19 protein-coding genes, 3 pseudogenes and 1 riboswitch are annotated in these 24,152 nt (G+C 71.9%); of the genes and pseudogenes, 7 read left to right on the forward strand and 15 right to left on the reverse strand.

Translation table 11 applies throughout. The annotated features are described in order from the left end of the window. The first annotated feature begins 96 nt into the window (after positions 1–96). Together aceB and ACFVYI_RS05190 are read left to right on the forward strand one after the other, a co-directional pair. A complete protein-coding gene (gene aceB / locus ACFVYI_RS05185) occupies positions 97–1,707 on the forward strand; it encodes a malate synthase A (protein WP_387881734.1) in 1,611 nt (536 codons plus the stop codon). Positions 1,708–1,733: 26 nt separating this feature from the next. Beyond that, complete coding sequence (locus ACFVYI_RS05190; protein WP_387881737.1) at positions 1,734–2,603, forward strand: 3-hydroxybutyryl-CoA dehydrogenase; 870 nt, start codon at positions 1,734–1,736, stop codon at positions 2,601–2,603. 118 nt (positions 2,604–2,721) lie between these two features. On the opposite strand, the gene ACFVYI_RS05195 is transcribed toward ACFVYI_RS05190, so the two are convergent. Together ACFVYI_RS05195 and ACFVYI_RS05200 are read right to left on the reverse strand one after the other, a co-directional pair. Beyond that, positions 2,722–3,201: a flagellar hook-length control protein FliK gene (locus tag ACFVYI_RS05195; protein ID WP_387881739.1), complete on the reverse strand. Its 480-nt coding sequence runs from the start codon at positions 3,199–3,201 to the stop codon at positions 2,722–2,724. Positions 3,202–3,229: 28 nt separating this feature from the next. Then, complete coding sequence (locus tag ACFVYI_RS05200; RefSeq protein WP_387881741.1) at positions 3,230–4,315, reverse strand: prenyltransferase/squalene oxidase repeat-containing protein; 1,086 nt, start codon at positions 4,313–4,315, stop codon at positions 3,230–3,232. A 96-nt stretch (positions 4,316–4,411) separates the two neighbouring features. After that, a riboswitch (cobalamin riboswitch) is annotated at positions 4,412–4,551 on the reverse strand. Positions 4,552–4,854: 303 nt separating this feature from the next. Between ACFVYI_RS05200 and cobF the strand changes: the two genes are divergently transcribed. Continuing rightward, positions 4,855–5,613, forward strand: a complete 759-nt coding sequence (cobF, locus tag ACFVYI_RS05205) for a precorrin-6A synthase (deacetylating) (RefSeq protein WP_387881743.1) — start codon at positions 4,855–4,857, stop codon at positions 5,611–5,613. Positions 5,614–5,715: 102 nt separating this feature from the next. Here cobF and ACFVYI_RS05210 read toward each other — a convergent pair whose 3' ends face one another. The 7 genes from ACFVYI_RS05210 to ACFVYI_RS05240 all read right to left on the reverse strand — a co-directional run bounded on the left by ACFVYI_RS05210 (position 5,716) and on the right by ACFVYI_RS05240 (position 15,896). Next, a complete protein-coding gene (locus ACFVYI_RS05210; RefSeq protein ID WP_387881745.1) occupies positions 5,716–6,321 on the reverse strand; it encodes a MarR family winged helix-turn-helix transcriptional regulator in 606 nt (201 codons plus the stop codon). A 262-nt stretch (positions 6,322–6,583) separates the two neighbouring features. Next, positions 6,584–7,528, reverse strand: a complete 945-nt coding sequence (locus ACFVYI_RS05215; RefSeq protein WP_387881747.1) for a M56 family metallopeptidase — start codon at positions 7,526–7,528, stop codon at positions 6,584–6,586. Continuing rightward, on the reverse strand, positions 7,525–7,965 hold the full coding sequence (locus ACFVYI_RS05220; RefSeq protein WP_387881749.1) for a BlaI/MecI/CopY family transcriptional regulator: 441 nt from the start codon (positions 7,963–7,965) through the stop codon (positions 7,525–7,527). Before ACFVYI_RS05220 ends, ACFVYI_RS05215 begins: the two co-directional genes overlap by 4 nt. A gap of 516 nt (positions 7,966–8,481) precedes the next feature. Next, entirely contained in the window at positions 8,482–10,056 is a 1,575-nt protein-coding gene (locus tag ACFVYI_RS05225; RefSeq protein WP_387881751.1) for a carbohydrate binding domain-containing protein, read from the reverse strand. Between the two features lie 586 nt (positions 10,057–10,642). Beyond that, complete coding sequence (locus tag ACFVYI_RS05230; protein ID WP_387881753.1) at positions 10,643–11,611, reverse strand: Gfo/Idh/MocA family protein; 969 nt, start codon at positions 11,609–11,611, stop codon at positions 10,643–10,645. Between the two features lie 52 nt (positions 11,612–11,663). After that, a complete protein-coding gene (locus ACFVYI_RS05235; RefSeq protein ID WP_387881755.1) occupies positions 11,664–14,300 on the reverse strand; it encodes a tetratricopeptide repeat protein in 2,637 nt (878 codons plus the stop codon). Between the two features lie 147 nt (positions 14,301–14,447). Continuing rightward, entirely contained in the window at positions 14,448–15,896 is a 1,449-nt protein-coding gene (locus ACFVYI_RS05240; protein ID WP_387881757.1) for a DUF5710 domain-containing protein, read from the reverse strand. Between the two features lie 13 nt (positions 15,897–15,909). On the opposite strand from ACFVYI_RS05240, the pseudogene ACFVYI_RS05245 reads away from it, so the two are divergent. Further along, positions 15,910–16,104 (forward strand): annotated as a pseudogene (locus tag ACFVYI_RS05245) (transposase); the annotation flags it as partial. Positions 16,105–16,544: 440 nt separating this feature from the next. Here the strand turns inward: ACFVYI_RS05245 and ACFVYI_RS05250 are convergent. Next, the gene (locus ACFVYI_RS05250; protein ID WP_387881759.1) at positions 16,545–17,483 is read right to left on the reverse strand and encodes an NADP-dependent oxidoreductase; all 939 of its coding nucleotides are present in this window, start codon (positions 17,481–17,483) and stop codon (positions 16,545–16,547) included. 624 nt (positions 17,484–18,107) lie between these two features. After that, a pseudogene (locus tag ACFVYI_RS05255) lies at positions 18,108–18,272 on the reverse strand (pirin family protein); the annotation flags it as partial. Between the two features lie 92 nt (positions 18,273–18,364). Between ACFVYI_RS05255 and ACFVYI_RS05260 the strand changes: the two are divergent. Beyond that, positions 18,365–19,570, forward strand: coding sequence for a tyrosine-type recombinase/integrase (locus ACFVYI_RS05260; protein ID WP_387881761.1), 1,206 nt, complete (start codon positions 18,365–18,367; stop codon positions 19,568–19,570). A 297-nt stretch (positions 19,571–19,867) separates the two neighbouring features. On the opposite strand, the pseudogene ACFVYI_RS05265 reads toward ACFVYI_RS05260, so the two are convergent. Then, positions 19,868–20,028, reverse strand: a pseudogene (locus tag ACFVYI_RS05265) (transposase); the annotation flags it as partial. A 158-nt stretch (positions 20,029–20,186) separates the two neighbouring features. On the opposite strand from ACFVYI_RS05265, the gene ACFVYI_RS05270 reads away from it, so the two are divergent. Next, positions 20,187–20,732, forward strand: a complete 546-nt coding sequence (locus ACFVYI_RS05270; protein WP_387881763.1) for an IS5 family transposase — start codon at positions 20,187–20,189, stop codon at positions 20,730–20,732. 107 nt (positions 20,733–20,839) lie between these two features. Here ACFVYI_RS05270 and ACFVYI_RS05275 read toward each other — a convergent pair whose 3' ends face one another. From ACFVYI_RS05275 to ACFVYI_RS05285, 3 genes are read right to left on the reverse strand one after another with little or no spacing between them, the layout of a single operon-like run. Next, complete coding sequence (locus ACFVYI_RS05275; protein WP_387881765.1) at positions 20,840–21,781, reverse strand: MBL fold metallo-hydrolase; 942 nt, start codon at positions 21,779–21,781, stop codon at positions 20,840–20,842. After that, positions 21,778–22,335: a flavin reductase family protein gene (locus ACFVYI_RS05280; RefSeq protein ID WP_387881768.1), complete on the reverse strand. Its 558-nt coding sequence runs from the start codon at positions 22,333–22,335 to the stop codon at positions 21,778–21,780. The genes ACFVYI_RS05275 and ACFVYI_RS05280 overlap by 4 nt, the downstream gene beginning before the upstream one ends. Next, positions 22,335–22,802, reverse strand: coding sequence for an SRPBCC family protein (locus ACFVYI_RS05285; RefSeq protein WP_387881770.1), 468 nt, complete (start codon positions 22,800–22,802; stop codon positions 22,335–22,337). Before ACFVYI_RS05285 ends, ACFVYI_RS05280 begins: the two co-directional genes overlap by 1 nt. Positions 22,803–23,023: 221 nt before the next feature. On the opposite strand from ACFVYI_RS05285, the gene ACFVYI_RS05290 reads away from it, so the two are divergent. Beyond that, a complete protein-coding gene (locus ACFVYI_RS05290) occupies positions 23,024–24,151 on the forward strand; it encodes an acyl-CoA dehydrogenase family protein (protein ID WP_387881772.1) in 1,128 nt (375 codons plus the stop codon). Position 24,152: the final 1 nt, after the last annotated feature.

Consider the following 24,152-nt stretch of genomic DNA (forward strand, 5'->3'; position numbering starts at 1 on the left):
CGCCCGGGGTCCCGTTGAGGGACGGGACCTTGTGGCCGCCCCCGCCCGGGGCCGCGTCGGGGACGCGGCCCCGGGCCCACCTTCCTGGAGAGCCGGATGACCCTGACCAGCCGTATCGCGATCCTCGGCGAGCACGAGGAGCGGTTCGAGGAGATCCTCACCCCCGAGGCCCTGCAGTTCCTGGTCCGCCTGCACGACGCCTTCGCCGGGCGCCGCGCCGACCTCCTCGCGGAGCGCGGCCGCCGCGCCGCCGCCCTCGCCGCCACCGGCACCCTCGACTTCCTCCCGCAGACCCGCGCCGTCCGCGAGGACCGCGACTGGCGGGTCGCGCCGACCGCGCCCGGCCTGGCCGACCGCCGGGTGGAGATCACCGGCCCGCCCGAACGCCGGATGACCGTCAACGCGCTCAACTCCGGTGCGAAGGTGTGGCTGGCGGACTTCGAGGACGCCACCTCCCCCACCTGGCACAACCTCGTCTCCGGGCAGCTCAACCTGCTCGACGCGGTCGAGCGCCGGATCGACGACAGCACCCCGGACGGGAGGCGCCACCGGATCGGCGACACGCCCGCCACCATCGTGGTCCGCCCGCGCGGCTGGCACCTCGACGAGGCCCACCTGCTGGTCGACGGCCGGCCCGTCGCCGGCGCCCTGGTCGACTTCGGCCTCTACCTCTTCCACTGCGGCAGGCGGCAGATCGACCGCGGCAGCGGCCCCTACTTCTACCTCCCCAAGCTGGAGAACCACCTCGAAGCCCGGCTCTGGAACGACGTCTTCACCTTCGCCCAGGCCGAACTCGGCATCCCGCACGGCACCGTCCGGGCCACCGTGCTGATCGAGACGATCACCGCCGCCTTCGAGATGGACGAGATCCTGTACGAGCTGCGGGAGCACGCCGCCGGGCTCAACGCCGGCCGCTGGGACTACCTGTTCAGCCTGATCAAGAACTTCGCCGACCGGGGCCCCCGCTTCGTGCTGCCCGACCGCGCCCAGGTCACCATGACCCAGCCCTTCCTGCGCGCCTACACCGACCTGCTGGTCCGCACCTGCCACCGGCGCGGCGCCCACGCCATCGGCGGCATGGCCGCCGCCATCCCCAGCAGGGACCCGGCCGCCAACGAGGCCGCGCTCGCCAAGGTCCGGCTGGACAAGGAGCGCGAGGCCGGCGACGGCTTCGACGGCTCCTGGGTCGCCCACCCCGGCCTGGTCGCCACCTGCCGGGAGGTCTTCGACGGCGTGCTGGGCGAGCGGCCGAACCAACTCGACCGCGGCCGCGAGGACGTCGAGGTCACCGCCGTCGACCTGCTCGCCGTCCAGCGCCTGTCCGTCGGCCTGCCGACCGAACAGGGCGTGCGCGCCAACGTGGCGGTGGCCCTGCGCTACCTGACCGCCTGGCTCGGCGGCGCGGGCGCCGTCGCCGTCTTCGGCCTGATGGAGGACGTGGCCACCGCCGAGATCGCCCGCTGCCAGCTGTGGCAGTGGCAGCACCACTGCACCCGGCTCGCCGGCGGCTCGCTCGCCACCCCGGACCTGGTGCGCCGGCTGATCGACGCCGAACGGGCCGCGCTGCTCGCCGAGGGCGCCGACCCGGTCCTGGTCGACGACGCGGTGCGGATCCTGGAGGAGACCGCCCTCGGCGCCGACCTCCCCGCCTTCCTCACCACCGAGGCCTACGCCCGCCACCTGGTCCGCGTCCGCACCGCGGCCTGAGCCGCCCCCAGCGAGGAGACAGCACCGTGAACGAGATCCGACGGGTCGCCGTGGTCGGCGCCGGCCAGATGGGCTCCGGCATCGCCGAGGTCTTCGCCCGGGCCGGTCTGGACACCGTGGTGTGCGAGCGGGGGCCGGACGCGCTGCGCGCGGCCCGCGCCCGGATCGACCGCTCCCTGCACCGCGCGGTCGACCGCGGCCGGCTCAGCCCGGCCGGGCGCGAGGACGCCTGGGCCCACCTGCTGTTCGCCGACGACCCGGAGGCCCTGGCCGACCGTCAGCTGGTCGTCGAGGCCGTGGTGGAGGACGAGGCGGTGAAGACGCAGGTCCTCGCGACCCTGGACAAGGTGCTCGCCGACGAGCAGGCCGTCCTCGCCACCAACACCTCCGCCATCCCCGTCACCCGCCTCGGCATCGCCACCGGCCGCGCCTCGCACGTCCTGGGCCTGCACTTCTTCAACCCCGCGCCGGTCATGCCGCTGATCGAGGTGGTCTCCTCGCTGCACACCGACCCGACCGTCCTCAACCGGGTGGCGGGCTTCGCCGAGGACGTCCTCGGCAAGCACGTGGTGCGCTCCCGGGACCGGGCCGGCTTCGTCGTCAACGCCCTGCTCGTGCCGTACCTGCTGTCCGCGATCCGGATGGCCGAGGCCGGCCACGCCACCGCCCGGGACATCGACGCCGGCATGGTCCACGGCTGCGCCCACCCGATGGGCCCGCTCGAACTCGCCGACCTGATCGGGCTGGACACCGTCCAGGCCATCGCGCAGTCGCTGTACGACGAGTACAAGGAGCCGCTGTACGCGCCGCCGCCGCTGCTCGCCCGGATGGTCGAGGCCGGCCTGCTCGGCCGCAAGGCGGGCCGCGGCTTCTACCCGCACCGGGCGGCGGCCTGAGCACGCCGGTGCCCCGGTCTCCGTCGCGGAGGACCGGGGCACCGGTGTACGTCCGGGCGTCGGGGCGCCTGCTCTCAGGGTTCTGTTGTCAGGGCTCCTGCTCCCAGGGCTACTGCTCTCAGGGCGCGGTGATGCCCGGCTGGGCGCCCGCGCCGAAGGACCAGCCCTCGACCTCCCCCGGCGCCGGGTCGTAGCTGCCCGCGCCCAGGTTGCTGTACGACCACGGGCCGCCGTGCTGGGCGTGCCAGTACGACCAGTAGGCGCTGCCGGTCGGGTTGGTGCAGGTCGACGGCAGGGCGTTGATCTTGCAGACGAAGCCGGGGAACCGCGGGTGGAAGGCGTACGAGAACCCGGCGCCGGTCAGCGCGGCGAGCCCGCTGGCCGGGTCGCCGGGGGCGCAGCCGGTCTGGATGCCGCCGCCGACGGCGGTGAAGTCGACGACGACGGTGACGCCGGTGGTGCCGCTGCAGGCGGCCGCCTGCGCCTGCGGGGCCTGGACGGCGGAGGCGCCGAGCAGGCCGGCGGTGAGGGCCGCGGCGGCGGCGATCGAGCCGAGGGTGCGGCGGGCCGGTCGGGCCGGGGTGAGGGTGTCGGTCATCGGAGTGTTCCTCTCGGGGTCAGGGCGTTCAGTGCGCGGCCGGTGCCGGGCAGGCCGCGGTGGGCGCGGCCGGACGCGCGCCGGCGGCGGAGAGGGTGGCCAGCGGCGTGCCGGCCAGGCCGAGGACGGCCTGCGCGGTGGCCCGGGCACCGTTGCCCGGGTTGAAGCCGGACGCGTCGTAGGCGACCGCCCCGCGCACGTCCGGGGCGGCGGCGCAGCCCTGCTGGAGCTTGACCAGGCTGCTCCAGCCCTTGAGACCGGCGACGAGGCGTCCGCCGGAGAACAGCGCCTGGGTGGCGAGGCCGGTGGTGTTGGCGTTGGACGCCGTCGCCCCGGCGGCCGCGAAGCCGCCGTCGGCGTTCTGGTGGGCCGTCAGCCATCCGAGGCCCGCGTTCGCCTTGGCGGCGCGGCCGGTGGCGGCCAGGGCCTGGGCGGCGAGCGCGGTGGCGTCCGGGTCGCTGGTGCAGGTGGCCTGGCCGAAGGAGACCGGGAAGCCGCCGTCCGCGCACTGGCTGCCGGCCAGGAAGTCGACGGCGGCGGCCGGGGCGCCGCCGGGGGCGCGGTGGAGGGCGATCAGGGCCAGCGACTGCCCGAACGCGTTGCTGTAGTCCCCCCACTGCGACCGGTCGGAGAAGCGGCCGCTCGGGCTCTGCAGCGAGCGGAGCCGGGCCGGCAGGTCGACACCGCCGAAGGCGGCCGGGTTCCCGCCGCGGACCTCGACGGCGAGCAGCAGCTTGGCCGTCGCCCCGGCGTACGCCTCGGTCGTGCCGTCACCGAGGTAGCCGCCGATGACCTCGGGCTTCGCCAGCCAGGCGGTGGCCCGCGCGGCCGCCTGGTCGGAGCCGCGGGAGGCGGCGAAGGCCAGCACGGCGTCGATGGTCAGCCCCTGGTCGGGGTAGGCGGTGCCGTCGAAGACGGACTCGAAGTGGTCCCCGTCGACGAGCTGCCGGGCCAGCCAGCCGGCCGCGGCGGCGTCCGGGCGGTGGGTGCCGGCGTCCTGCGCGGCGACGGTCGGGGCCGGGGCGGCCTGGGCGGCGGCGGCCGCGGGGAGCACGGTGGCGAGGGCGAGCGCGGGTATCGCGAGCAGGCCGAGGGAGCGGCGGAGCACGGGCACGAGAGGCCTTTCCGGGCCTGGACGCAGGGGCCCGGAGAGCGTCGGCACCACGCCGGACAGCCCTCGGAGCTCCGGCCCGCAGACCACGACGGGAGGAGTGGACACCTCTCCGCCGCCGGGTACTCGGGCTCGCCGCCGACAGCCGTCGGCGGCCTACCGTTGCGGGTCAGCGCCGGATTCGGACCGGACTTCCCCCGACGGCGGAGTCAGAACATGACGGCTCATCATGGCGACGGCCAAAAGGCCGGGTCAAGGGCCCGTGCGTGACGACTCCCGCGTCCCGGTCGTGGCGGACGCCCCGGACACGCCGGTGGCCCGCACGGGCGGCCGTCCGAACCCGGACCTCGCCCACCGGCCGACGGGCCTCGACGCCCCCGCCGCCACCCCCGCCGCCACACCCGTCCTCGGGCCGGGCCGCATCACCGGCCGGACCGCCCGCATCACCGTGATCCGCCCCTCGGCGCCCGCACCGGGCCCGGGCGGCGGGCCGTACCGGCCGCCCGAGCGCGGACACGGCGGCGCGCGGCACAATCACTGCCATGCAGCACATCTTCCTCATCGGCATCGGCGCGGGCGATCCCGACCACCTCACCCTGCAGGCGGCCAAGGCACTCGCCCGCACCGACGTCTTCTTCATCCTCGACAAGAACGAGGAACGGCAGGACCTGATCCGGCTGCGCCGACAGATGCTCACCGAGCACGGCCGGCCCGGCCACCGCGTGGTCGAGGTCCCGGACGCGGAGCGGGACCGCACCACCCCGGCGTACGGCGCGGCCGTGGACGACTGGCGCAGCCGCCGGGCCGACCTGGTCGAGCGACTGGTCACCGAGCACCTCGGCCCGGACGAGACCGGCGCGTTCCTGGTCTGGGGCGACCCGAGCCTGTACGACAGCGTCATCGCCGTCGTCGACGAGGTGCTGGCCCGCGGCGTCGTCACCTTCGGGTACGAGGTGATCCCGGGCATCAGCAGCGTCTCGGCGCTCGCCGCCCGGCACCGCACCACCCTGACCCGGGTCGGCCGCCCGGTGCAGATCACCACCGGCCGCCGCCTCGCCGAGGGCTTCCCCGAGGGCGTGGACGACGTGGTGGTGATGCTGGACGGGCGGGCCGCGTTCACCGAGATCGACCCCGAGGGCCTGGAGATCTTCTACGGCGCCTACCTCGGCACCCCGGACGAGATCCTCGCCGCCGGCCCCCTCGCGCAGACCGCCCCACGGATCCGCGAACTGCGCGAGCGGGCCCGCGAACGCAAGGGCTGGATCATGGACACCTACCTGCTCCGCCGCTCGGAGAGCTGACGCCCCCGGTGCGCCCCCACCCGGCCCGGGGGCGCACCACGGGCCGCCCGGCCCGGGTCGGGCCCGGTGCATCCGGCCGTGTTCGCGGCCCGGGCGGGCCGGCTACGAACCGGCCGAGGCTCCCCCGACGTCCCCGGCGTCGCCGACGTCGCCGTCCTCGTCCCCGACCGTGACATCCTCGCGCTCGACGGCCCAGTCCCTGCGGCGCTCGCGGTTCAGGACCCAGTCGGAAGCCGGGCGGGGAGCCGGGCGCGCCGCGTCACCACGGGACGCGGTCGCGCACACCCGCCGCAGCAGGGAGTTCAGCTGGGTGCGCTCCCCCCGCGTCAGGGACGCCAGCAGGCCGTCCTGCACCGCCGACGCGTCGCTGTGCAGGATCTCCAGCGCGACCTGCCCGGCGGAGGTGAGCGTCAGCACCTCGTGGCGGCCGCCGACCTGGACGAACAGGGACTGCACCAGGCCCGCCGACAGGAGTTCGTCGAGCGAACGCGCGGTTTCGGCGGCAGCGCCCGGGACCTGGGCGAGAAGATCGGGGCGGGCATGCGGCCCCAGCCGGGCCAGCATGGAGAGGACGGAAAGGTGGGCCTGGCTCATCCCACGGAACTCCAGGCGCTCCGCGAGCAGGGAGTCGGCCGCCCGGCCGGCCTCCGACAGGAGGTGGACGGTCTGCTCGAAGGGGCTCGACGACCCCTTTCTCCTGTCGTACACGTCGCATCCAATCGCTGGGGAGGGCCGCACCACCTCCGGCGGGGGTCACGGGAACCACCGACGCCATGCCACGCTGCCGAACGCCGGTCACAGGAGGACCGCAGGACCTGCCCGCACGCCGCGTCGGGCACGGCACCGCACTCCAAGGTGAACCGAGGCTAACCATAGCGGCGCCGGGGCGATCGGTCTACATCGATGTCGTCCGTCGAGCCCCCACCGGAGCCCGCGCCGTGCCGTGCGGCGCCGAGCCGCGCCGCGCCCGTCAGCGTCCCCGCACGGCCTCCGCGGCGTACTCCACGTACTCGTGCAGCCCGTACGCCAGCCCCAGGCTCAGCAGGGACACCGCCGTCACCGCCACCAGGCACACCACGCCCACCCGCAGCGCGCGCCCGTGCGGCCGGACCGGCACCGACCCCAGCAGCGCCTCGACCCGCTGCGGCACCGGCCCCGCGCCCACCGACAGCAGCGGGTTCCGGCTCCCGCCCGCCCGGACGGCGGCGGAGCCGGCCAGCGCCGCCCGCGCGATCGCCGTCGCCGCCAGCCGGCGGTCCCCCACCGACCCGGCCGCGGCTTCGTCCGCCCACCGCTCCAGGTGGAATCCCAACGCCTCCCGCAGGCCGCGCAGCGCCGGGTGCACCGCGGCCGCGAGGTCGGCGACGGCGGACAGCAGGTGGTGGCGGCCCGCCAGGTGGGCCCGCTCGTGCGCGAGCAGCACCTCGCGCTCCGCCGGCCCGAGCGCCCGCACCATGCCCGCGGTCACGACGACCCGTCCGGGACGCCCGCGAAAGGCCGGCAGGGCGAACGCCTCCGCGTCGCCCCCCGGCACCACCAGCACATCGCCGTCGGCCACCCCGTCACCGGTCGACGCCCAGGCCCGCGCCAGCAGCGCGCGGTGCTCGTACCAGCGGCGCACCAGCAGCACGGCCTGGACCGCCAGCACCGCCCCGGCGAGGCCGGACACCGGTACGACGGCCGGCCACTCGGCCACCACGCGGGACAGCGGGAGCCGCTCCAGGGAGGCGAGGAACGGCACGTGGAACAGCGCGACCAGCGCCGCCACGGTGCCCCCGGCCAGCAGCACGGCCGCGCCCGTCAGCGCCAGGCAGGCCTCGCGGGGCGGCAGGAGTGCGGCCAGCCGGCGGGCCGCCGCGGTCGCACCCCACGGCCCCGCCAGCGCCAGGGCGACCAGGGCCAGGAAGACGGTCATTCTCGATCCTCGGATTCCATCAGAAGGCGCCGCAGCACCTCCTCGTCCCCCTCGGACAATGACGACACGAACCGCTTCAGCACCAGTTCGCGGCGCGGATCGCTCTCCAGCTCCCGGCGCATCCTCCCGGCCACCAGACCGGCGGCGTCGGCGACCGGCGCATAGGCGAAGCCCCGCCCGGACCGGCTCCGCTCCAGCGTCCCGTTCTCGTGGAGCCGCCCCAGGACCGTCGCCACGGTCGTCCGGGCCAGCCCCCTGTCGAGCGCCTCGTTGACCTCCTGCGCCGTCAACGGCCGGCCGGCCGCCCACAGTACGGCCAGCACGTCCGCCACCAGTTCGCCGTGCGGGCGCCTGGCGTCCCGACTGTCCTCCACCGTCTCTCCCGTCCCCTGCCACGCCGCCGGACCGGCGTGCAGCGAACCCGGCGATGTCTGCACCCCCGCCACCGTCGACTACATGGACGTAGACGATCCGGTCGGATATTTGTAAGGTATGCCTCAGCTAACTGTACGGGCAGCCACACGGTCCACCGGCGCACACCCAGGGGCGAGCCAGTGGCAGACCTCGTGCCGCCGCTCGGTCAGGACAGTCGTGGCCGCCGACGGCTCGGACAGGTCGGTGGTGGTCATCTGCCAGCCCCCGGGGTGCACGTACGGTCGGCGCGGCGCCAAGCCTGCGAGAGGGGCGACGGCGCCCTCAGGCGGGCCACGCAGCTGCGCCCGGCCCGTTGCACCCGATCAGCCGACCGACCGGTTCTCCGCCGACACCGCTTCGACCGCCGGCCGGTGGCTCCCCCGGCCCACACCGCCGTGGACGACCCGGGCCCGCTCGGGGGCCCGGGTCGTCCACAGGGGTCGTTCCGATCGGTGATCGGCTCCGGCGCGAAACGCCGCACCGGGCGCGCGGGAATCAGCCGAGCGTCACCGGGACCTCAGCGGGACCTCGCCGGGGCGTCAACGCCCCTGGAGGGACTTGACGTTGTCGCCGAAGGTCCAGCCCTTCGAGCCGTCCCAGTTGGCCGACCAGGTCATGAGCCCCTTCAGCGCGCCGCCGAAGGCGTTCCACGACTGGCTGACCAGGCTCGGCGCCATGTAGCCGCCGCCCGCGCCGGGCTGGGCCGGCAGGCCGGGCACCTGCTTGTCGTACGGCACCTTGATCGTGGTGCCCTGGACGACCAGGCCGTTGTTCAGGCACGTGGTCTGCGCGGTGAAGCCCTGGACGGTACCGGCCTGGTAGGAGTCGCCGGAGCAGCCGTACATGCTGCCGTTGTAGTACTGCATGTTCAGCCACCAGAGGCGGCCGTTGTCCACGTACTTCTTGATGATCGGCAGGTAGGAGCCCCAGATCGACCCGTAGGTGACGCTACCGCCGGTGACGTACGCGGTTTCGGGGGCCATCGTCAGGCCGAAGCCCGCGGGCATCTGGGCCAGTACGCCGTCGATGATGCGGATCAGGTTGGACTGGGAGGCGGACAGCGTGTTGATGTTGCCGCTTCCGGACAGGCCGGTCTCGATGTCGATGTCGATGCCGTCGAAGTTGTACTTCTTGAGGATCGGGACGACCGTCGCCACGAACTTGTCGGCGACGGTGCTGGAGCTCAGGTCGATGCCCGCGGCGGCGCCGCCGATCGACATCAGGAGCGTCGCTCCGGCCGCCTTGGCCTGGCACATCTCGGCGGGGGTCGAGACCTTGACGCCGGCGTCCATGCCGTCCTGCCACAGCACGGTGCCGTCCGAGAGGATCACCGGGAAGGCGGCGTTGATGACGTTGTAGCCGTGCGCGGCGATCCGGCTGTCCGTGATGGGGACCCAGCCCATGCCGGGGTGGACACCGTTCGCGGCGCCGTCCCAGTTCTCCCAGTAGCCCTGCAGGACCTTGCCCGACGGCTTGGGCTTCGTGGGGCAGGTGTCGCCCGGCGGCGTGGTGGTCGGCGGAGTCGTGGTGGTCGGCGGAGTCGTGGTGGGCGGCGCGGTGGTGGGCGGCGCGGTGGTGGGCGGAGTCGTGGTCGGCGGGGCAGTCGTCGGCGTGGTGGCGGTCGGCGAGGGACTGCTGCCGCCGGGGCCGACCAGCGACACGTCGTCCGCGTAGAACGCGGGCTGCCCGTACCACCCGTGCAGGTAGACGGTCACCGAGGTGGTGTTCGCCCCGGTGGAGAAGCCGACGCTGAGCTGGCCGTACGACGCGCTGCTCGGCGTCCAGGTGGACGGGGTACCGGTGATGCCGGTGCCGGTGGCCCCCAGGTAGACGTAGCTGCCCTGGACGTAGGCGCTCAGCGTGTACTGGGAGTTGGGCTGCACGCTGATGGTCTGGGTGCACTGGGCGGTGTCCTGGCCGGTCGGCGCGGCCTTGAGCGCGGAGGCACCGGAGTGGACCGGACTGCCGACGGCCGCACCGGAGCCGCCGGAACAGGTCCAGTCGGCGAGGCCGTTCTCGAAGCCGGAGTTGGCCACCAGGTTGGTGGTGACGGCCCCGGCCGAGACGGTGCCGGCCACGGCAATGCCGGCACCGATGACGGCGGCGGCGCTCACCCCGGCGAGGGAACGGCTCAGGACGGATGGTCCGCGCTTGGCGCGGCCGGTCCGGCTCACCTGCGACGCGCGCTCCAGGGGCGCCCGTCCGGGCCGCGGAGTGCGGAGCGACTCACTCCCGCCCTGGTCGCCTTCGAGGCGGCCGGGGTCCGGAGCAGGGCGGAAGCCGCCCGACAGACGTGGAGTACGTGACCTCCGACGGAACATGCTGTGCTCCCTTCCCGCCGAGCGTCGGGGACATGACGACGCGTGGGGGCGTGACGCCCGGCTCTGGGTGAGGTGGGGGGACATGTGGGGCTGTGCCGGACCGGATCGTAGGTGGGCCACCAGGGCGCGTCAATAGGTCTGGACCAATTGCGAGAATGCGGCCCGGTCGAGCGAGGGCGGTTCACCGGAATTTCGGACACGCATCGACTGGCACGCCCCTTGTGCGCGCCTGGATCGGAGTCCGGTGCGGCGATCAACCGTCAGGAAGGCCGGCAACAGGTCGACACCGGTCCGAGCAACCCTGCACCAGGCGCCCCGGCCCGAGAGACCACGGGCCGCAGGACCGGAGAAAACGCACCGTTCGCCGACGGCCCTCCGACTACCGCGGTTCAGGTGCCGCGCGATGGATCGCAGTGACCCTCGCTGCGGCATCGAAGCCGAGGACCGGGTCGGGCCGACCGGAGAACAGGCTGGCGTAGAGCGGGCGGTAGTGGGCGATCTTTCGCGCGGTCCGACCGTCGTTGCCGAAGACTGCCAGCAACTCTCCTTCCCGGGCGGCGAATCCGGTCATGGCCGTGTGGTCGATCCAGACCTCCACTCCGGATCGGGCGAGCACCAGACTGCTCTCCTTGCTGCTGGAGCCGGTCAACCAGCTACTGCGCAGCCGGGCCGTGCCCGCCTCACCCCGGGAGCGAAACCCCACGGTGCACCAGGCGCTCGCGCCGCCGTCCGCCTGCTGGAAGGAGGTGAGTTCGGTGAGGTCGACGAAGCGGGTGAGCATGCTGAGCTGGTTCACCCCGGAGTCCATCCAGCTGGAGACGTACGAAGCGAAGGCCGCCTCGCCTCGAAGGACGTAGGGGTCGTAGAAGGCCGAGGTGATGGCCGTGACGGGCCCCCAGCCCGGGTTCGCGGCGATCAGCGCTGCCGCCCAGTCGACCTCGGGCGAGAACGCGAAGTGGTGTGCGGTGAACAGCCTGCCCCGCACGTCGGCCTTCCCGTCCAACTCACGCAATGCCGCGAGCGAGGCGAGATCGTGGACGAGGGGCTTCTCCACCAACACTCTGGCGCCGGAACGGAGGAGGGCCTGGACCGCCAGCTCGGCATGCGTCTCCGTCGGGGTGGCCAGCACCACCAGGTCCGGCCGATGTGCGTCGAGTGCTCGGGGGAGGTCGCCGTAGTGGGGTGGGGTGGCCCCCCGGAAGTCGACGGGTTCGACCGGCCGCGAGTCGACCGTGAACTCCAACGCCACGTCCTCTCGTTCGGCCAGGACAGCGAGGTGGGTCTCGGCGATGATGCCGACCCCGACCAGGCCGACACGGACCGGTTCGACGCGTACCGAGTCGGTCATCCGATCTGTTCCCCTCGTCCGCTGCGACCCCGTACGCCGGAGTCGTGGTGTCTCATCCTCGCGCGACCACCTCGGCCCACCGACCCAGCGACACGGCCGGCCCGTCGACCCACTCGATCCGCGGGTCGTGCTCCACGGCCTTCGGGACGCCCTCCATCCAGCTGGTCACGATCGGGACCCAGTAGGTGTTGCCGCCCGACCTGCGCGTGCGCGCATCGAGCTCGGCCCGGGTGCGGCGGGCGCCATCGTGGTCGCCACCGAACACTCGGAGCAGGATCTGGGCCACGTCGGCCAGGTTGTGGCCGCCGCGGTAGCCGATGCCGTCCGCCAGCTGCCGGGTACCCCCGACCGCCTCCGTGGCAGCCCGGGCATCACCGGCCACCGCGTGCGCGACCGCCTCGGCGGAGCGGAGCTTGACCAGTTCGACCGGATTGGGCACCAGGTCGAGCAGCTCCCGCGCCCGGGTGGTCGCGGCCCGCACCGCACCCGTGTCGCCGGACCAGCAAACGGTCTGCGCCAGGTTGGCCAAGGCCTTCGCCTCCGCGGCGGCCAGGTCCTCCCGCCGGGCCAGGTCGATCGCCTCGGTGTACGCGGCGGTCGCCTCGTCGAAACGGGCGTTCACCCGCCAGATGTGCCCGATCAGTCGCAGCTGTTCGCCCTCGTCCTCCGGCCCACGGCTGCGCTGCTCCCGCAGCGCGCCCAGCGCCGTGCCGAACCGTCCGTTGAGGTAGTCGAAGTCGCAGAGCCAGTACCGGGCCGCGGCGTCGAAGTCGCCACCCAGCAGAGCGCGGTAGATCTCCGCAGCCTCGGTGTAGTCGCCGTGATTGCGCAGTGCGTGGGCAAGGTGGATCCGCACCAACTGCTCCGTGGGACTGCCCGACCGTACGCCTTCCCCCGCGCCGACGAGCAGCGTGACCGCGTCCGCGGCGTGGCCGGTACGACGCAGCTGGACGCCACGTATCGCAGCGAGAACCGCCCGGTACTCCGGCGTCGCAACTGGTTCGGCGGTGAGCCCGGCGCCCAGATCCGACCACTGTCCGGCCTCGACGAGACGCTGCGTGGCGCGGGCCATCCAGTCTTCGAAGGCTCCGTGCGCGGCCGAGAGCTTGAGGCCGGATTCGAGGGCCTGGGCGATGGCGACCCGTCCGGAGGACGGCCCGAGACGCTCGCCCAACCAGGCGAGGAGCCGAGCCGCGACCTCGCTGCGGTCCTGGTCGGACCAGCCGTCCGGGAGTGTCCGGTCCGCCTCCACGATGGCGTGGCGCAGCGCCGCGTGCAGGGCGTACGGCAGGGTGTAGGCGTCGTCGTGCGTGAGGAACGGCCGACGCAGGAACCGAGCCACGCTTCCGTCCGGGACGTTGGGCTGTCCCGCCCGCAGCAGATCGGCACCCACCCGGTCGGTGAGCGCCGCGGTACGGACGAGGTCCCGTTCCTCCCGTGGCAGGTCCCGGATGGACCGGGTCGCCACCGCCGTGAACGAGCCGCCGAAGTCCGCCGGTGACGGTCGCCCGCCGCGGGCGAGGAGTGCGACGAAATGGGACACCGACAGGTCCAGATACAGGGGAAGACCCTGCCCGCCGGCGATGATGCGCCGACGGACCTCAGCGGGCATGGCGGGCTCGCCGTCCCGGGTGAGCGCCTCACTGAGGTAGCTGTCGGCATCCGAGTCCGACAGGTAGCCGACGAGATGCTGGCGCGGTTCGACAGTGTCGTTGCTGAAGTGCAGGTTGGGCCAGTGCTGGGGGCCCGCGAAGTCCAGCTCACCGCCCGCACCGGCGTCGGCCCAGTCGATGCGGTTGCGGCCGGTGATCACGAACAGCACATTGGGCATCAGGTAGACACACCTCTGGATCAGGCGTTCCACCGTACGGTCGGCACGGCCGTTGACCATTTCGAAGGTGTCGAGGAACACGCACACCGTGGGCCTCCGGGCCGGCCGGCCTCGCTGAGGCAGGTGGTCCAGGTCCCAGGCCAGCAGGTACGGGAAGTACGAGAGCGTCTCGTAGTCGGCGTCGGCCTCGACCAGTTCGGCGAACAGCTCGCAGTCGGCCAGCAGACGTCCCTCGCGTACGCGGTCCCGGACGGCGCGGTAGGTCGCCAGGGCCGCGCGGTGCGCCAGCCCGGTCAGGCCGCCGAGCCCGGCGGGGTCGACGTCCCGCACGGTCTCCGCGATCTGGTCGCCGAGGCCGATGCTGCGGGAGGCGCGGCGCAGCGCCGGGGAGGAGTCCAGGAACTCCTGAAGCGTCTCACCCGGGTGCGCGCGGGCCCAGTAGGAGGCGAGCGCCAGGTCGAAGGCCGGCCAGTGGCTGCCCAGCTGCCCAAGGCCGGCGCGCAGGCGCAGCAACAGGCTCTCGATGTCGCAGGCGCCGTCCTCGGAGAGGTCGACCCGTACGGCCACGACGTCGTCGCGATCCCCGGCCGTCGCGTCGGCGAGCAGCCGGCGCTCCAACTCGTGGGAGAGCGTCGTCTTTCCTATGCCGCCCACCCCGTAGAGCGTCAGGACGTTGCGACGCCCCTGCGCCCGGTCCACGACCGGTGAGACCTCGGCCTCGTCCAGGGTACGGCGCAGGCCCTCCACCGACCGGTTGAAGGCCGCCACCTCGTCGACCCGGTTGGTGAAGACCTGTTGTGCCGTGACGGTGGACGACAGTCCGCTCATGAACGCGGCCCGCAGGTTCACCCGTGCCATCCCGCCTCCTTTCCGCACCGCCATGGTGGTGCCCGGCTCGCGTCGCGCGATGAGTCTTGGAACTGAAAGCCTGTCAGTTGCTTCTGGGATACCACAAGGAGTCCTCCCGGCGGGATGGGAGGACGGCCGGATACCCGCTGCGCGCCCTCACGGAAGCCAGCGGGCGGCCTGCTCCCGCGTCACCCGCGCCGCGTCGACGTACCAAAGCTCGTTCGGCTTGTCCCATCGGGCCTTGAGGAGCGCTTTGGCCTCGTCCTTCTCCCCGTACGGGACACACAGATAGAGCCGCCCGTCGACGACGTCCCCAGGGCGGATCGTCGCCGATCCGGCTGCGCCGGCAGCGGCCGGTCCGGGCGCCCCGGGCGCCCCGGGCGCGCTCGTGGCAGTACCCCCTGCCACCCGCGGGTTCCAAGCAGCCCGCTCCTTGCGGGCCCGGTCGATGACCCGGCTGACACGTTCACAGGACGCCGGGTCGGTGAAGCGCATCATCAGATCCGTCGGCCCACTGCTCGCCAACAGGTTGAGCGAGCCGTGCCAGAGCACGGTGTTGTCGACGATGAGCACCTTCTCGTGCATCCGCTCACGAAAGCTCACCTCGCAGCCGGCTGCTTCGAGGATCTCGATCTGCTTCTGGTGACGGGCCGCCCCGGTCGCCTCTCGCTGCTCCTCGGGTGACCGGGTGTGAACGACGACCCGCACGCCGTCGGCCACCCGCGCACCGAGCAGCGCCGACCAGCGGCGGACCGGCTGCGGGTCGAGGAAGGCGCAGTAGACCTCAATACTGGTCCTGGCCCTGGCGATGTCCCACGCCACGGCCTTCTGCACCTCGTCGGCTGGGAAGAAGGCCGGTCGTGCCAGCTCCTCCTCGGACAGAACCGACAACTGTGCCGCGTCACGCGTCGGAATCAGCTGGTCGGCGGAGATCACCTGGGCGTGGCCCTCCAGGTGGTCGAGCATGACCCGGGCCTCGCTGTGCGAGCCGAGGTGCTTGCGCAGATGCTCGACGTCGGCGACGACGATCAGGTGGTCCTGGGCCCGGCTCAGCGCGACGTTCAGCAGACGGCAGGTCTGGGAGGAGAGGCCGGTACCGGCGTAGAAGATGCCCGGGTCCTTTCCGGCTCCGACGGCGGTGTCGAAGATGACGATCGGACGTTGGCTGCCCTGGAACCGGTGGATGGTGTCGACCAGGCCTTCGTAGTCCTCCCCGAACCGGTACTTCAGGCTTCCCTTCAACGCCTTGACCTGTGCGCGATAGGGCGCGATGACCGCCAACCGGTCCGTCGCCCGCTCCCCCGCTCCAATGTCGGCGCCGTCGAACTTGCGCCCGGGCAGCACCCCCTCGTACTGAAGGCCGCGAACGAGCTCGTGGACGACGGCCTGCGACCGCTCGTCGGCGATAGTCTGCTCCAACCGCATGCGCTCATCCGCAGGAAGCCTCTGCGGTGCCCGGGCCTCGGCCCGGGCCAGGGTCGCGTTCCGGCACTCCATCGACGTTCGGGCGCGGTGTTCACCGATCCCGTTGATGTGGACCTTGCCGCCACTGGTCCGGTGCATCCACACCACCGTCCCGCCATGACCGTTGGGCGCCTTCGCCATAGCTGATGCGGGTGAAGTCAGCGGCCGTGCAGATACCTTGCGCGGCCAGGTGCGGGCGAGGCTCACGTGGCGGATGCACGAGGCGATCGACCCCACCGTGTTGGTCGTGGACGACACCGGGTTCCTCAAGGACGGTGACGCCTCCGCGTGCGTGTCGCGGCAATACACCGGCACCGCGGGAAAGGTCACCAACTGCCAGGTGGGCGTGTCGGTGCACCTGGCCCACGACCACGCCTCCGCGCCGGTCAAAGCGCGCTCCCGCTGTCGCCGGACGCCGACCCGGAGAATGTGGCGCGGCAGGTCACCAGGCTCCTCGTTCGGTAGAGCCAGTGCGGCGACGTCGGTTGCAGTTCTGGTTGCGTCCATCCCCGTCCAGCCCCGTCCGCAGCTCCACCAACAGGCCGCTCCGCCGCAGGGCAGCACGTACACGGAGCCGCCGTGCGGACGGACGAAGAGTTCACGCCTGCATCGAGGGCTTCGATGACACCGTGCCTGCGCGCGGCCCGACCCGGACGGCATCGGCCCCGACCAGATGCGGCTGGTCGGGGCCGACGCCGTGGAGAAGCGAAGACCGGGCGCCGGGCCCGGCGAGTTCAGCCGGAGCCGGGGCAGCCACCTTCTCGACCTGATGGATCCAGGACGTCGGGGCTACGGTACGAGGACGATCTTGCCCTGTACCCGGCCGGTTTCACTGAGCTCGTGGGCCTTCGCGGCCTCGGCGAGCGGGAGGGTCTCCGAGATCGTGGGGCGTACGCCGTGGGTGTCGACGAGTTCGGCGAAGGCGGTGAGCACGGCGGGGGTGGGTTCCAGGAAGAACTCCACGAAACGGATGCCGAGTTCCGCGGCGCGGGCCGTCACCTCGGTGCGGTCCACGCCGACGCCGACGACGTCGACCAGGATGCCGCCCGGCTTGAGGGTGAGCAGGGAACGCGGGCCGTAGTCGTTGCTGATGGTGTCCAGCACCGCGTCGATGCCGCGCAGGGCCGAGAAGTCCTCCACCCTGTAGTCGATCAGCTCGTCGGCGCCGAGTCCGCGCAGATAGTCGTGCTTGGCGGCGCTGGCCGTGCCGATGACGTACGCACCCCGGGCCTTGGCGATCTGCACGGCGAGGTGGCCGACGCCGCCGGCCGCGCCGTGGATCAGCACCCGCTGGCCGGGCTGGACATCGGAGAGAGTGATCAGGGCCTGGTAGGCGGTGAAGCCGGAGATCGGCAGCGCCGCGGAGCCGACGTGGTCGAGGGTGCGCGGCTTGGGCGCGATCCGGTCTTCGGTCACCACCACGTGGTCGGCGTGGCTGCCCTGCGGCGGGACGGTCCAGCCGTAGACCTCCTCGCCCACCGCGAAGCGGGTCGCGCCCTCGCCGGTACCCTCGACCGTTCCGCTGAACTCGTGGCCCAGCACGAACGGCGGTGGGCCGAAGAAGTCCACCTTGCCGATGCGGACCTTCCAGTCCGCAGGGTTCATGCCGGTGGCCCGTACGCGCACAAGGACCTCGCCGGGGCCCGGCGAGGGAAGGGGTATCTCGGCGAGTTCCAGCACGTCGGAACCCCCGATGGCCTGCTGTGTGATTACCCGTGTCATCGTCATGCAGACCATTCTGCGCTTGATGATCATGAGAGAGAAGCAGTTTCGCACCCGACCCGCCACAAGAGACACCGCCCGGTGCGGCGATGTCTTCGCACTACCGCCACCGACCAACGCCTGGCCCTCCCCGGCCCCCGGTGCCACCAGCGGCCTGATCCACGACACCAACACCGGCATGTCCCTGGAAAACGACAACTCCGGCAAGGACAACGGCACCCCCGCCCGGCCACGGACCTGCGGCACCGTCCTCCCACCCTGGCTTTGTCGCCGAGAGCCAGGAGCTACCTGAGATGCGGATATCTCGATCCGGGCGCACAGCTCTTCGGGCAGCAGCCCGGCGGAGGGGTACGTGACCACCTGCTCCGGGTGCAGCACGCACAGCCGGAGAGAGGCACTCGAACCCAGAGTAGAAATGACGACTAGTCAGGAAGGTCGGCAAAATGTCAGCATCGGTCCGATCAGAGGCTGTCGTACCAGCCCAGACATGCGACTCGACAGAGCATCGCGCAGGGCACATTCACCCGACCCGAGTGCCCCGCATCTGTCTCAGTCCGACCCGCCGCACTATTCGGATCCACCCTCTGAAGAGGATCAGACAGGCATGCCTACCCGACGCATTTCACCAGGTCAGCGAACCCGGCCCCGGGGCTTCAGCGGGAGTGCCGGGAGCTCCGGGGCGCGCAGGCGGGTGCCGTCGTAGCCGTGGACGTCGCCGAAGCGGGCGGTGGTCATCCAGTCCTCGCGGGCCTGGCTGATCTCCTCGCCGGAGCGGCCGATGAAGTTCCACCACATACCACGCGTTTCACAGTTCTTCCCAGGTCAGGGGCCTGATCGACCATCCGGGGTCAGCAAAAGGTCAGCAAGACGCCCGGGAGTCGACAATCATGGCCACCATCAACCTCGTCCGCGGCATGGGCAGCTTCTTCAAGGAGTGCGAGCACCCCGAGAGCCGGTGGCCTCGGTGCCCGCACGAGTACAAGATCCGCTACCGCAACGCGGCCGGCAGCCAGACCGAAGAGTCCGGCTTCACCACCCAGGACAAGGCCAAGGCCCGACTCGCCGAGGTCTACCAGGCACGGAAGAACAACCCGCAGAGCCAGCGCAAGGCGGAACGCATCCAGAAGTACGGCCCGATGCAGTTCGAGCCGTACGTGACCGGGTGGAGGGCCGGCCAGCGCGACCTGAGCCCCAGCTCGATGCGGCACCTCGACTCACTCCTGGAGCACCACCTTTTCCCGGCGTTCCGCAGCCGCCGGATGGGCACCTTCGACCACAAGGTCGTCGAGACGTTCATCCAGCCAATGGAGCGCAACGGCGTCGACCTGGCCACCCAGTCGAACGTCTTCGACAAGCTGAAGTCGATCCTCCTGGACGCCCACCGGCTCGGGCTCTACGACGACAACCCACTCGATGGGGTCAAGCCGCCGCAGTACGACCCCAAGCGCGCCGTCATCCCCTCCCCTGCCCAGCTCCAGGAGATACGCACCGCCGGCGACGACATGTTCCGCCTCACCGCTGACCTGATGAGCGGCTGCGGCATGCGCAACGGCGAGGCCCTGGCCGTCAATATCAACAACATCGTCGCCGACGACGTGTACCGGATCAGCGAGCAGGTCAACCAGACCACGAAGGACTACGCACCGCTTAAGCACCGCAAGGCCAGCGACTACCGCGATGTACCGCTCCCGGCCGGGGTCAAACTGTCCATTGAGTGGTACGCGGACAAGTACGGCACCGTCGACGGCTACCTACTCCGGCATCCTCGTGATCTGACCAAGCCCTTGCCGTACTACTTCATGCACAACCAGTGGCGGCGGATCAAGAGCGACGGACTCGTCGAGATCCCCGAAGGCATGGTCATCTACGGCTTCCGCCACTTCTTCGCGTCCAACTGCCTCACCCACAACATCCCGATCACCGACGTCGCGGAATGGATGGGCCACCGCAGCCTCGATATCACCTTCAAGATCTACCGTCACCTGATGCCCGGCTCCATCGGCCGCGCTGCACAGGTCCTCGACCTCGGCCTCCGCACGCCGTTCCTATGGACTCAGCCGCCGGACAACCGCTGCTGCTTTACCCACGTCTGAACCTCAGACACCTTGAACTGAAGCTTCGCATTCCGCCCATGCCCGAACCTGAAGGGAATGAGGCCCCCACGAGAGGCCTCGCGATAGATCCACGGGACGGACCATGTTCAGATACTCTGCGGTCTCTTTGACGCTCATGAACTGCTGAGTCATGGCGCTCCTCCTCTGCGAAAGCTGACCGCAGTGGAGAGGCTTACACGCGAACGGCTGTTTGGCCGAGCCGAAGTCCTATGATAGGTGCCTGCAGGCGACCGTTCCGGCAGAGGCTGCTTGGCCACCATCGTCGACTCTGTCCCCCTTCACCCCCAGTTTCGTGAACAGCTCACGGAGCCGGGGCTCGTTGTTGGGCAATGACCTGTCGAGACCTTCTTGCCGGCCGGCGTGAGCGCGGGCGCGTGATTTTCACCCTTGCCGACGTCCAGGCCGAGATAGAGATCTATGCCGTCGGTGCTGGTCAACTGCCCCTCCCCAGGTCTCGTTACCCGGCCCTGCGGTACCGGCGTGCCGGCATCCACGTTACGGAGAGCCTGCCTCACCCGGTGCGGGATCCGGCGCTCAAGCCCCTCATCAGCGGTCTGCCAACGCCTCCGAGCTCGGTGACACCACCTTTTCGATCATGATCGACTGGGGGTTCAAGTCATGCCGGGCCGGGAGGCCGGGAACTCCGTTGCGGGGCCACGAAGAAGGCAACGGGGAATCACACACCGGTCCGAGCCCCGTCGACCGAGGCAAGCCCGGCTCCAAGGTGCACGTCCTGTCCGACCGCAGCGGGCTGCCCCTGGTCGTCGCCATGTCAGTCGGCAACGTCCACGACCAGCATGGTCTGATCCCGCTGGTCCAGGCCCTCCAAATGAAACACGACCCGGAACGAGGCCTGCACTACCGTCCCCGCAAGGTCCACGCAGACAAGGCCTACGACAGTCCCGAGCTGCGGAGATGGCTCCGTCGGCAGCAGATCCTGCCCCGGATCGCCCGCAAGGGCGTCGAGTCGAGCCAGACCCTGGGCCGCCACCGGTGGGTCATCGAGCGGACCATGGCCTGGCTCATCGGCTACCGTCGCATTGCCCGCCGCTACGAGCGCGACCACCTGCTCTACCTGGCCTTTTGCGACCTTGCCGCCGCCATCACATGCCACAAGCGACTGACGAAGATCACCATGTAGGACAAGGTCTAAGCCGAACCGCCTTCATTGGACGACGGCGGCCCGGCCCGGCCCGGAACGCCGGGGCGGCGCGGGCGGTCCTTCCACCGGTGACGGGCGGGGCGCGGTCAGGCGTGGCATTGCGGCAACCCGCCGTGGAACTCGACCATCTCGCGGAAGGACCCGGCCACGTCGATCCGGGCGCCGGGGGCGAGGCCCTGGAGTTCGGCGTAGGCCCGGTGGAGGTTGCCGACCAGGCGCTCGGAGTCGACCAGACCGGCGAACTCGCCGAGGTCCGCGGCGCGGGCCGCCTCCAGCGCCGACAGCCCTGCCGCCAGGCCACTCTCGGCGTTCTGGGCGAGCCATCGCACATAGGCCTCGGTGACGTCCAGCACCTCGGGGCCGCCCACCGGACCGTGCCCCGGAACGACGACCAGGGGCTCCAGGGCGCGCAGCCGCGCCAGGGTCCGTAGCGAGCCCTCGATCGACCCCATCAGGACGTACGGGGTGACGCCCGACCAGGCCACGTCGCCGGTGAACAGCACCCGGCGCTCGGGGACCCAGGCCACCACGTCGGCGGCGGTGTGGGCCGGCCCGACCTGGAGAAGCTCCACGGTCAGGTCGCCGGTGCGCAGCGTCAGCGACTCCCGAAAGGTCAGGTCCGGCAGCCGCAGCCCGATGTCGCCCCACTCCACGGAGGGCCAGAGGCCGCGCAGAGCGAGGCCGGCCTCCGCGATTTCGGAGCGGGTCTGCTCGTGGGAGACGATCGTGGTGCCCGGCCCGAACACGGCGTTGCCGAAGACGTGGTCGCCGTGGAAGTGGGTGTTGACGATCATCTCCGGGCCGCCGGGGGCGACCTTCTCGACCTCGGCCTTCAGCCGCCGGGCGCGGGCCTCGGTGGCCGCCGTGTCGATCAGCACTGACCGGCCGCCGCCGGTGACCAGCCCGGCGTTGTTCAGGCACCAACCGCCCGGCGCCTGCTCGAACGCGTACACGCCGTCGGCGACCTCCCGCAGAACGGGCTCGGCGGCGGGACCGGACTCGATCCGCGGGTGGGCGGGCACGGTCATGGGAGCTCCTCGGTATGAGCGAGGCGGGTGAAGCCGCCCCGGTGGAAGACCAGCGGCGGGGTGCCCGGGTCGCCGGTGTGGATCGTGGCGACCCGACCGATCAGCAGGACGTGGTCGCCGGCCTCGACCTCGGCGTGCAGCAGGCACTCCAGCGCGGCGGTCGCCGAGGGCATCACCGCGTTCCCGGTGCCCCCCGCGACCGCGGCGAGCCGGGCCATGGCTGCGGCGCCCACCGGGCGGTCGGGCCGGGCGAAGTCGAGGGCGAGGTCCTGGTGGTGCTGCCCCAGCAGGTTGACGGCGAAGGAGCCGGCCCGGACGATCCGCGGCCGGATCCGTCCCTTGCCCTTGACGGAGACCAGGACCAGCAGCGGATCGAGGGAGACTGACACCAGGCTGTTGAGGGTCATGGCCGTGGTGGCGTCCCCGCTGCCTTGGGTCAGCATTGTCACCCCGGTGGGGAAGCGGCCCATCGCGGCGCGGAACGCGGCTGCGTCGGGGACGTCGAGCCCGGCGGGGACGGCGTCGCCGGGTCGGTGATGCGAGGCGACGGGCATCAGAGCACCCGGGCGTAACGCTCCAGGGTCTCGCCCGGGCTCGGTCCGTCGAGCGCGGCGAAGATCCGTCGGGCATCCTCGCCGTGCTTGTGCAGCTTGACATGGGCGAGCTCGACCCGGGTGCCGGACTCGACCGGGGTGAACTCGACCTCGATCTCGCTGGCCTTCTCGTCATCGGGGATCGACTGCCAGCGGCCGTCCACCCGCCAGGTCATGACCAGGCGGTGCGGCGGCTCCCAGACCAGGATGCGGCCCCAGTCCACCTCGTTGTCCTCGACGTCCCACTCGTAGTAGCGGCCGCCGACGCCCGGCTCGAAGGCCAGGCCGACCCGCTCCTTCTTCAGCAGGACGTGCGACGGCGGCCACCACTCGCTCAGCCGCTCGGTGAACGCCCGGAACGCCTGCTCCGGGGTGGCGGCCACGGTGACCGACTTGCGGACGTCGGGGATCGGCTGCTGTTCGGCCATGGGCTCTCCTCGTGGAGTACTGCCTGCGGTCTCTGTGAACGGCACCCTCCCAACCGCCGTTCGACGCCCGCTAAAGGGCCGTTGGAGGCGGGACGGCGGCCGGTGCACGCCTCGGCCGGGTTCCGACACGCCTGGATCGGATGTCGAGGGGCTGCGGACACCCTGCCCGTACCAGACCTCCCGTGCATGCCCGGCGCAGCGCGGAGTTAGGAAGCCGAAACGTGACAGACCCCCTGACCGAAGACCTGATGTCCCGCGCCGCCCGGGTCGCTGAGACGGCCCACCGCTACGCGGAGGAGGCGGACCGGACCGGTGCCCTCGACCCCGAGACCGTCAAAGCGCTGACGGCGGCCGGTTATCCCCGCCACTTCGTCCCGGTCCGCTGGGGCGGCACCGACGGGACGTTCACCGAGCTGGCCGAGGCGATGGCGCTGATCGGCAAAACCTGTGCGTCCACCGCCTGGTGCAGCTCGATGTTCGCCTACAGCGCGCGCTTCGCCACCCATCTGTCGCTGCGGGCCCAGAAGGAGTTCTGGGGCGAGAGCCCGAACGTCCTGTGGGTTTCCGGGTTGGTGCCGAGCGGCGCGACCGAGCCCGTCGACGACGGCTTCCGCCTCGACGGCCGCTGGTCGTACGTCAGCGGTGCCACCTTCAGCGACTGGGCGATCCTGGCCGGCCCGCGCCAGGGTCCCGGGGCGCAACCGCCCCGCTTCTTCGCTGTTCCCCGGGCCGACTACACGGTCGAGGAGACCTGGGACAACGTCGGCATGCGGGCGACCGGCAGCCACACGGTGGTGCTGCGGGACGTCTTCGTCCCCGAACACCGGACGGTCCTGCTGGCCGAGGTGGTGGCCGGGATCAACAAGGTCTCCCACAGCCCGCAGCACAACGTGCCGCTGATGGCGGTGGGCGGCCTGACCTGCGTGGCCCCGGTGATCGGCGCGGTGGGCGGCATGGTGGACGCGTACGCCGCCCTGGTGGCCGCCCGCCGCTCGGCGCCGGGCGGCGGTGTGACGCCGGTGAACGACCTGGTGCTGGCCCGGGCCGCCGCGGACCTTGACTCGGCCGCCCTGCTGGCCGGCCGGGCAGCGGCGCTGCTCGACGCCGGTGAGGCCCGCCGGTTCGCCGTCCGCAACGCCCGTGACGCGGCTTACCTCGGCCGACTCCTGGCGGACACGGCCCACGAACTGATCCGGACGGCCGGTACCTCGGTGCAGGGCGCCGCGCACCCGCTGCAGCGCCTCTGGCGGGACATCACGGCAGCCACCTCGCACGCGGCGCTGCGCTTCGACCGGGCCGCCACCGCGTACGCCGACACTCTCCTGGCGAGCGAACGAGCAGGGGAGTGAC

Origin of the sequence: Kitasatospora sp. NPDC058218 (assembly GCF_042882445.1) — a bacterium.
In the GTDB taxonomy this organism is placed as follows: domain Bacteria; phylum Actinomycetota; class Actinomycetes; order Streptomycetales; family Streptomycetaceae; genus Kitasatospora.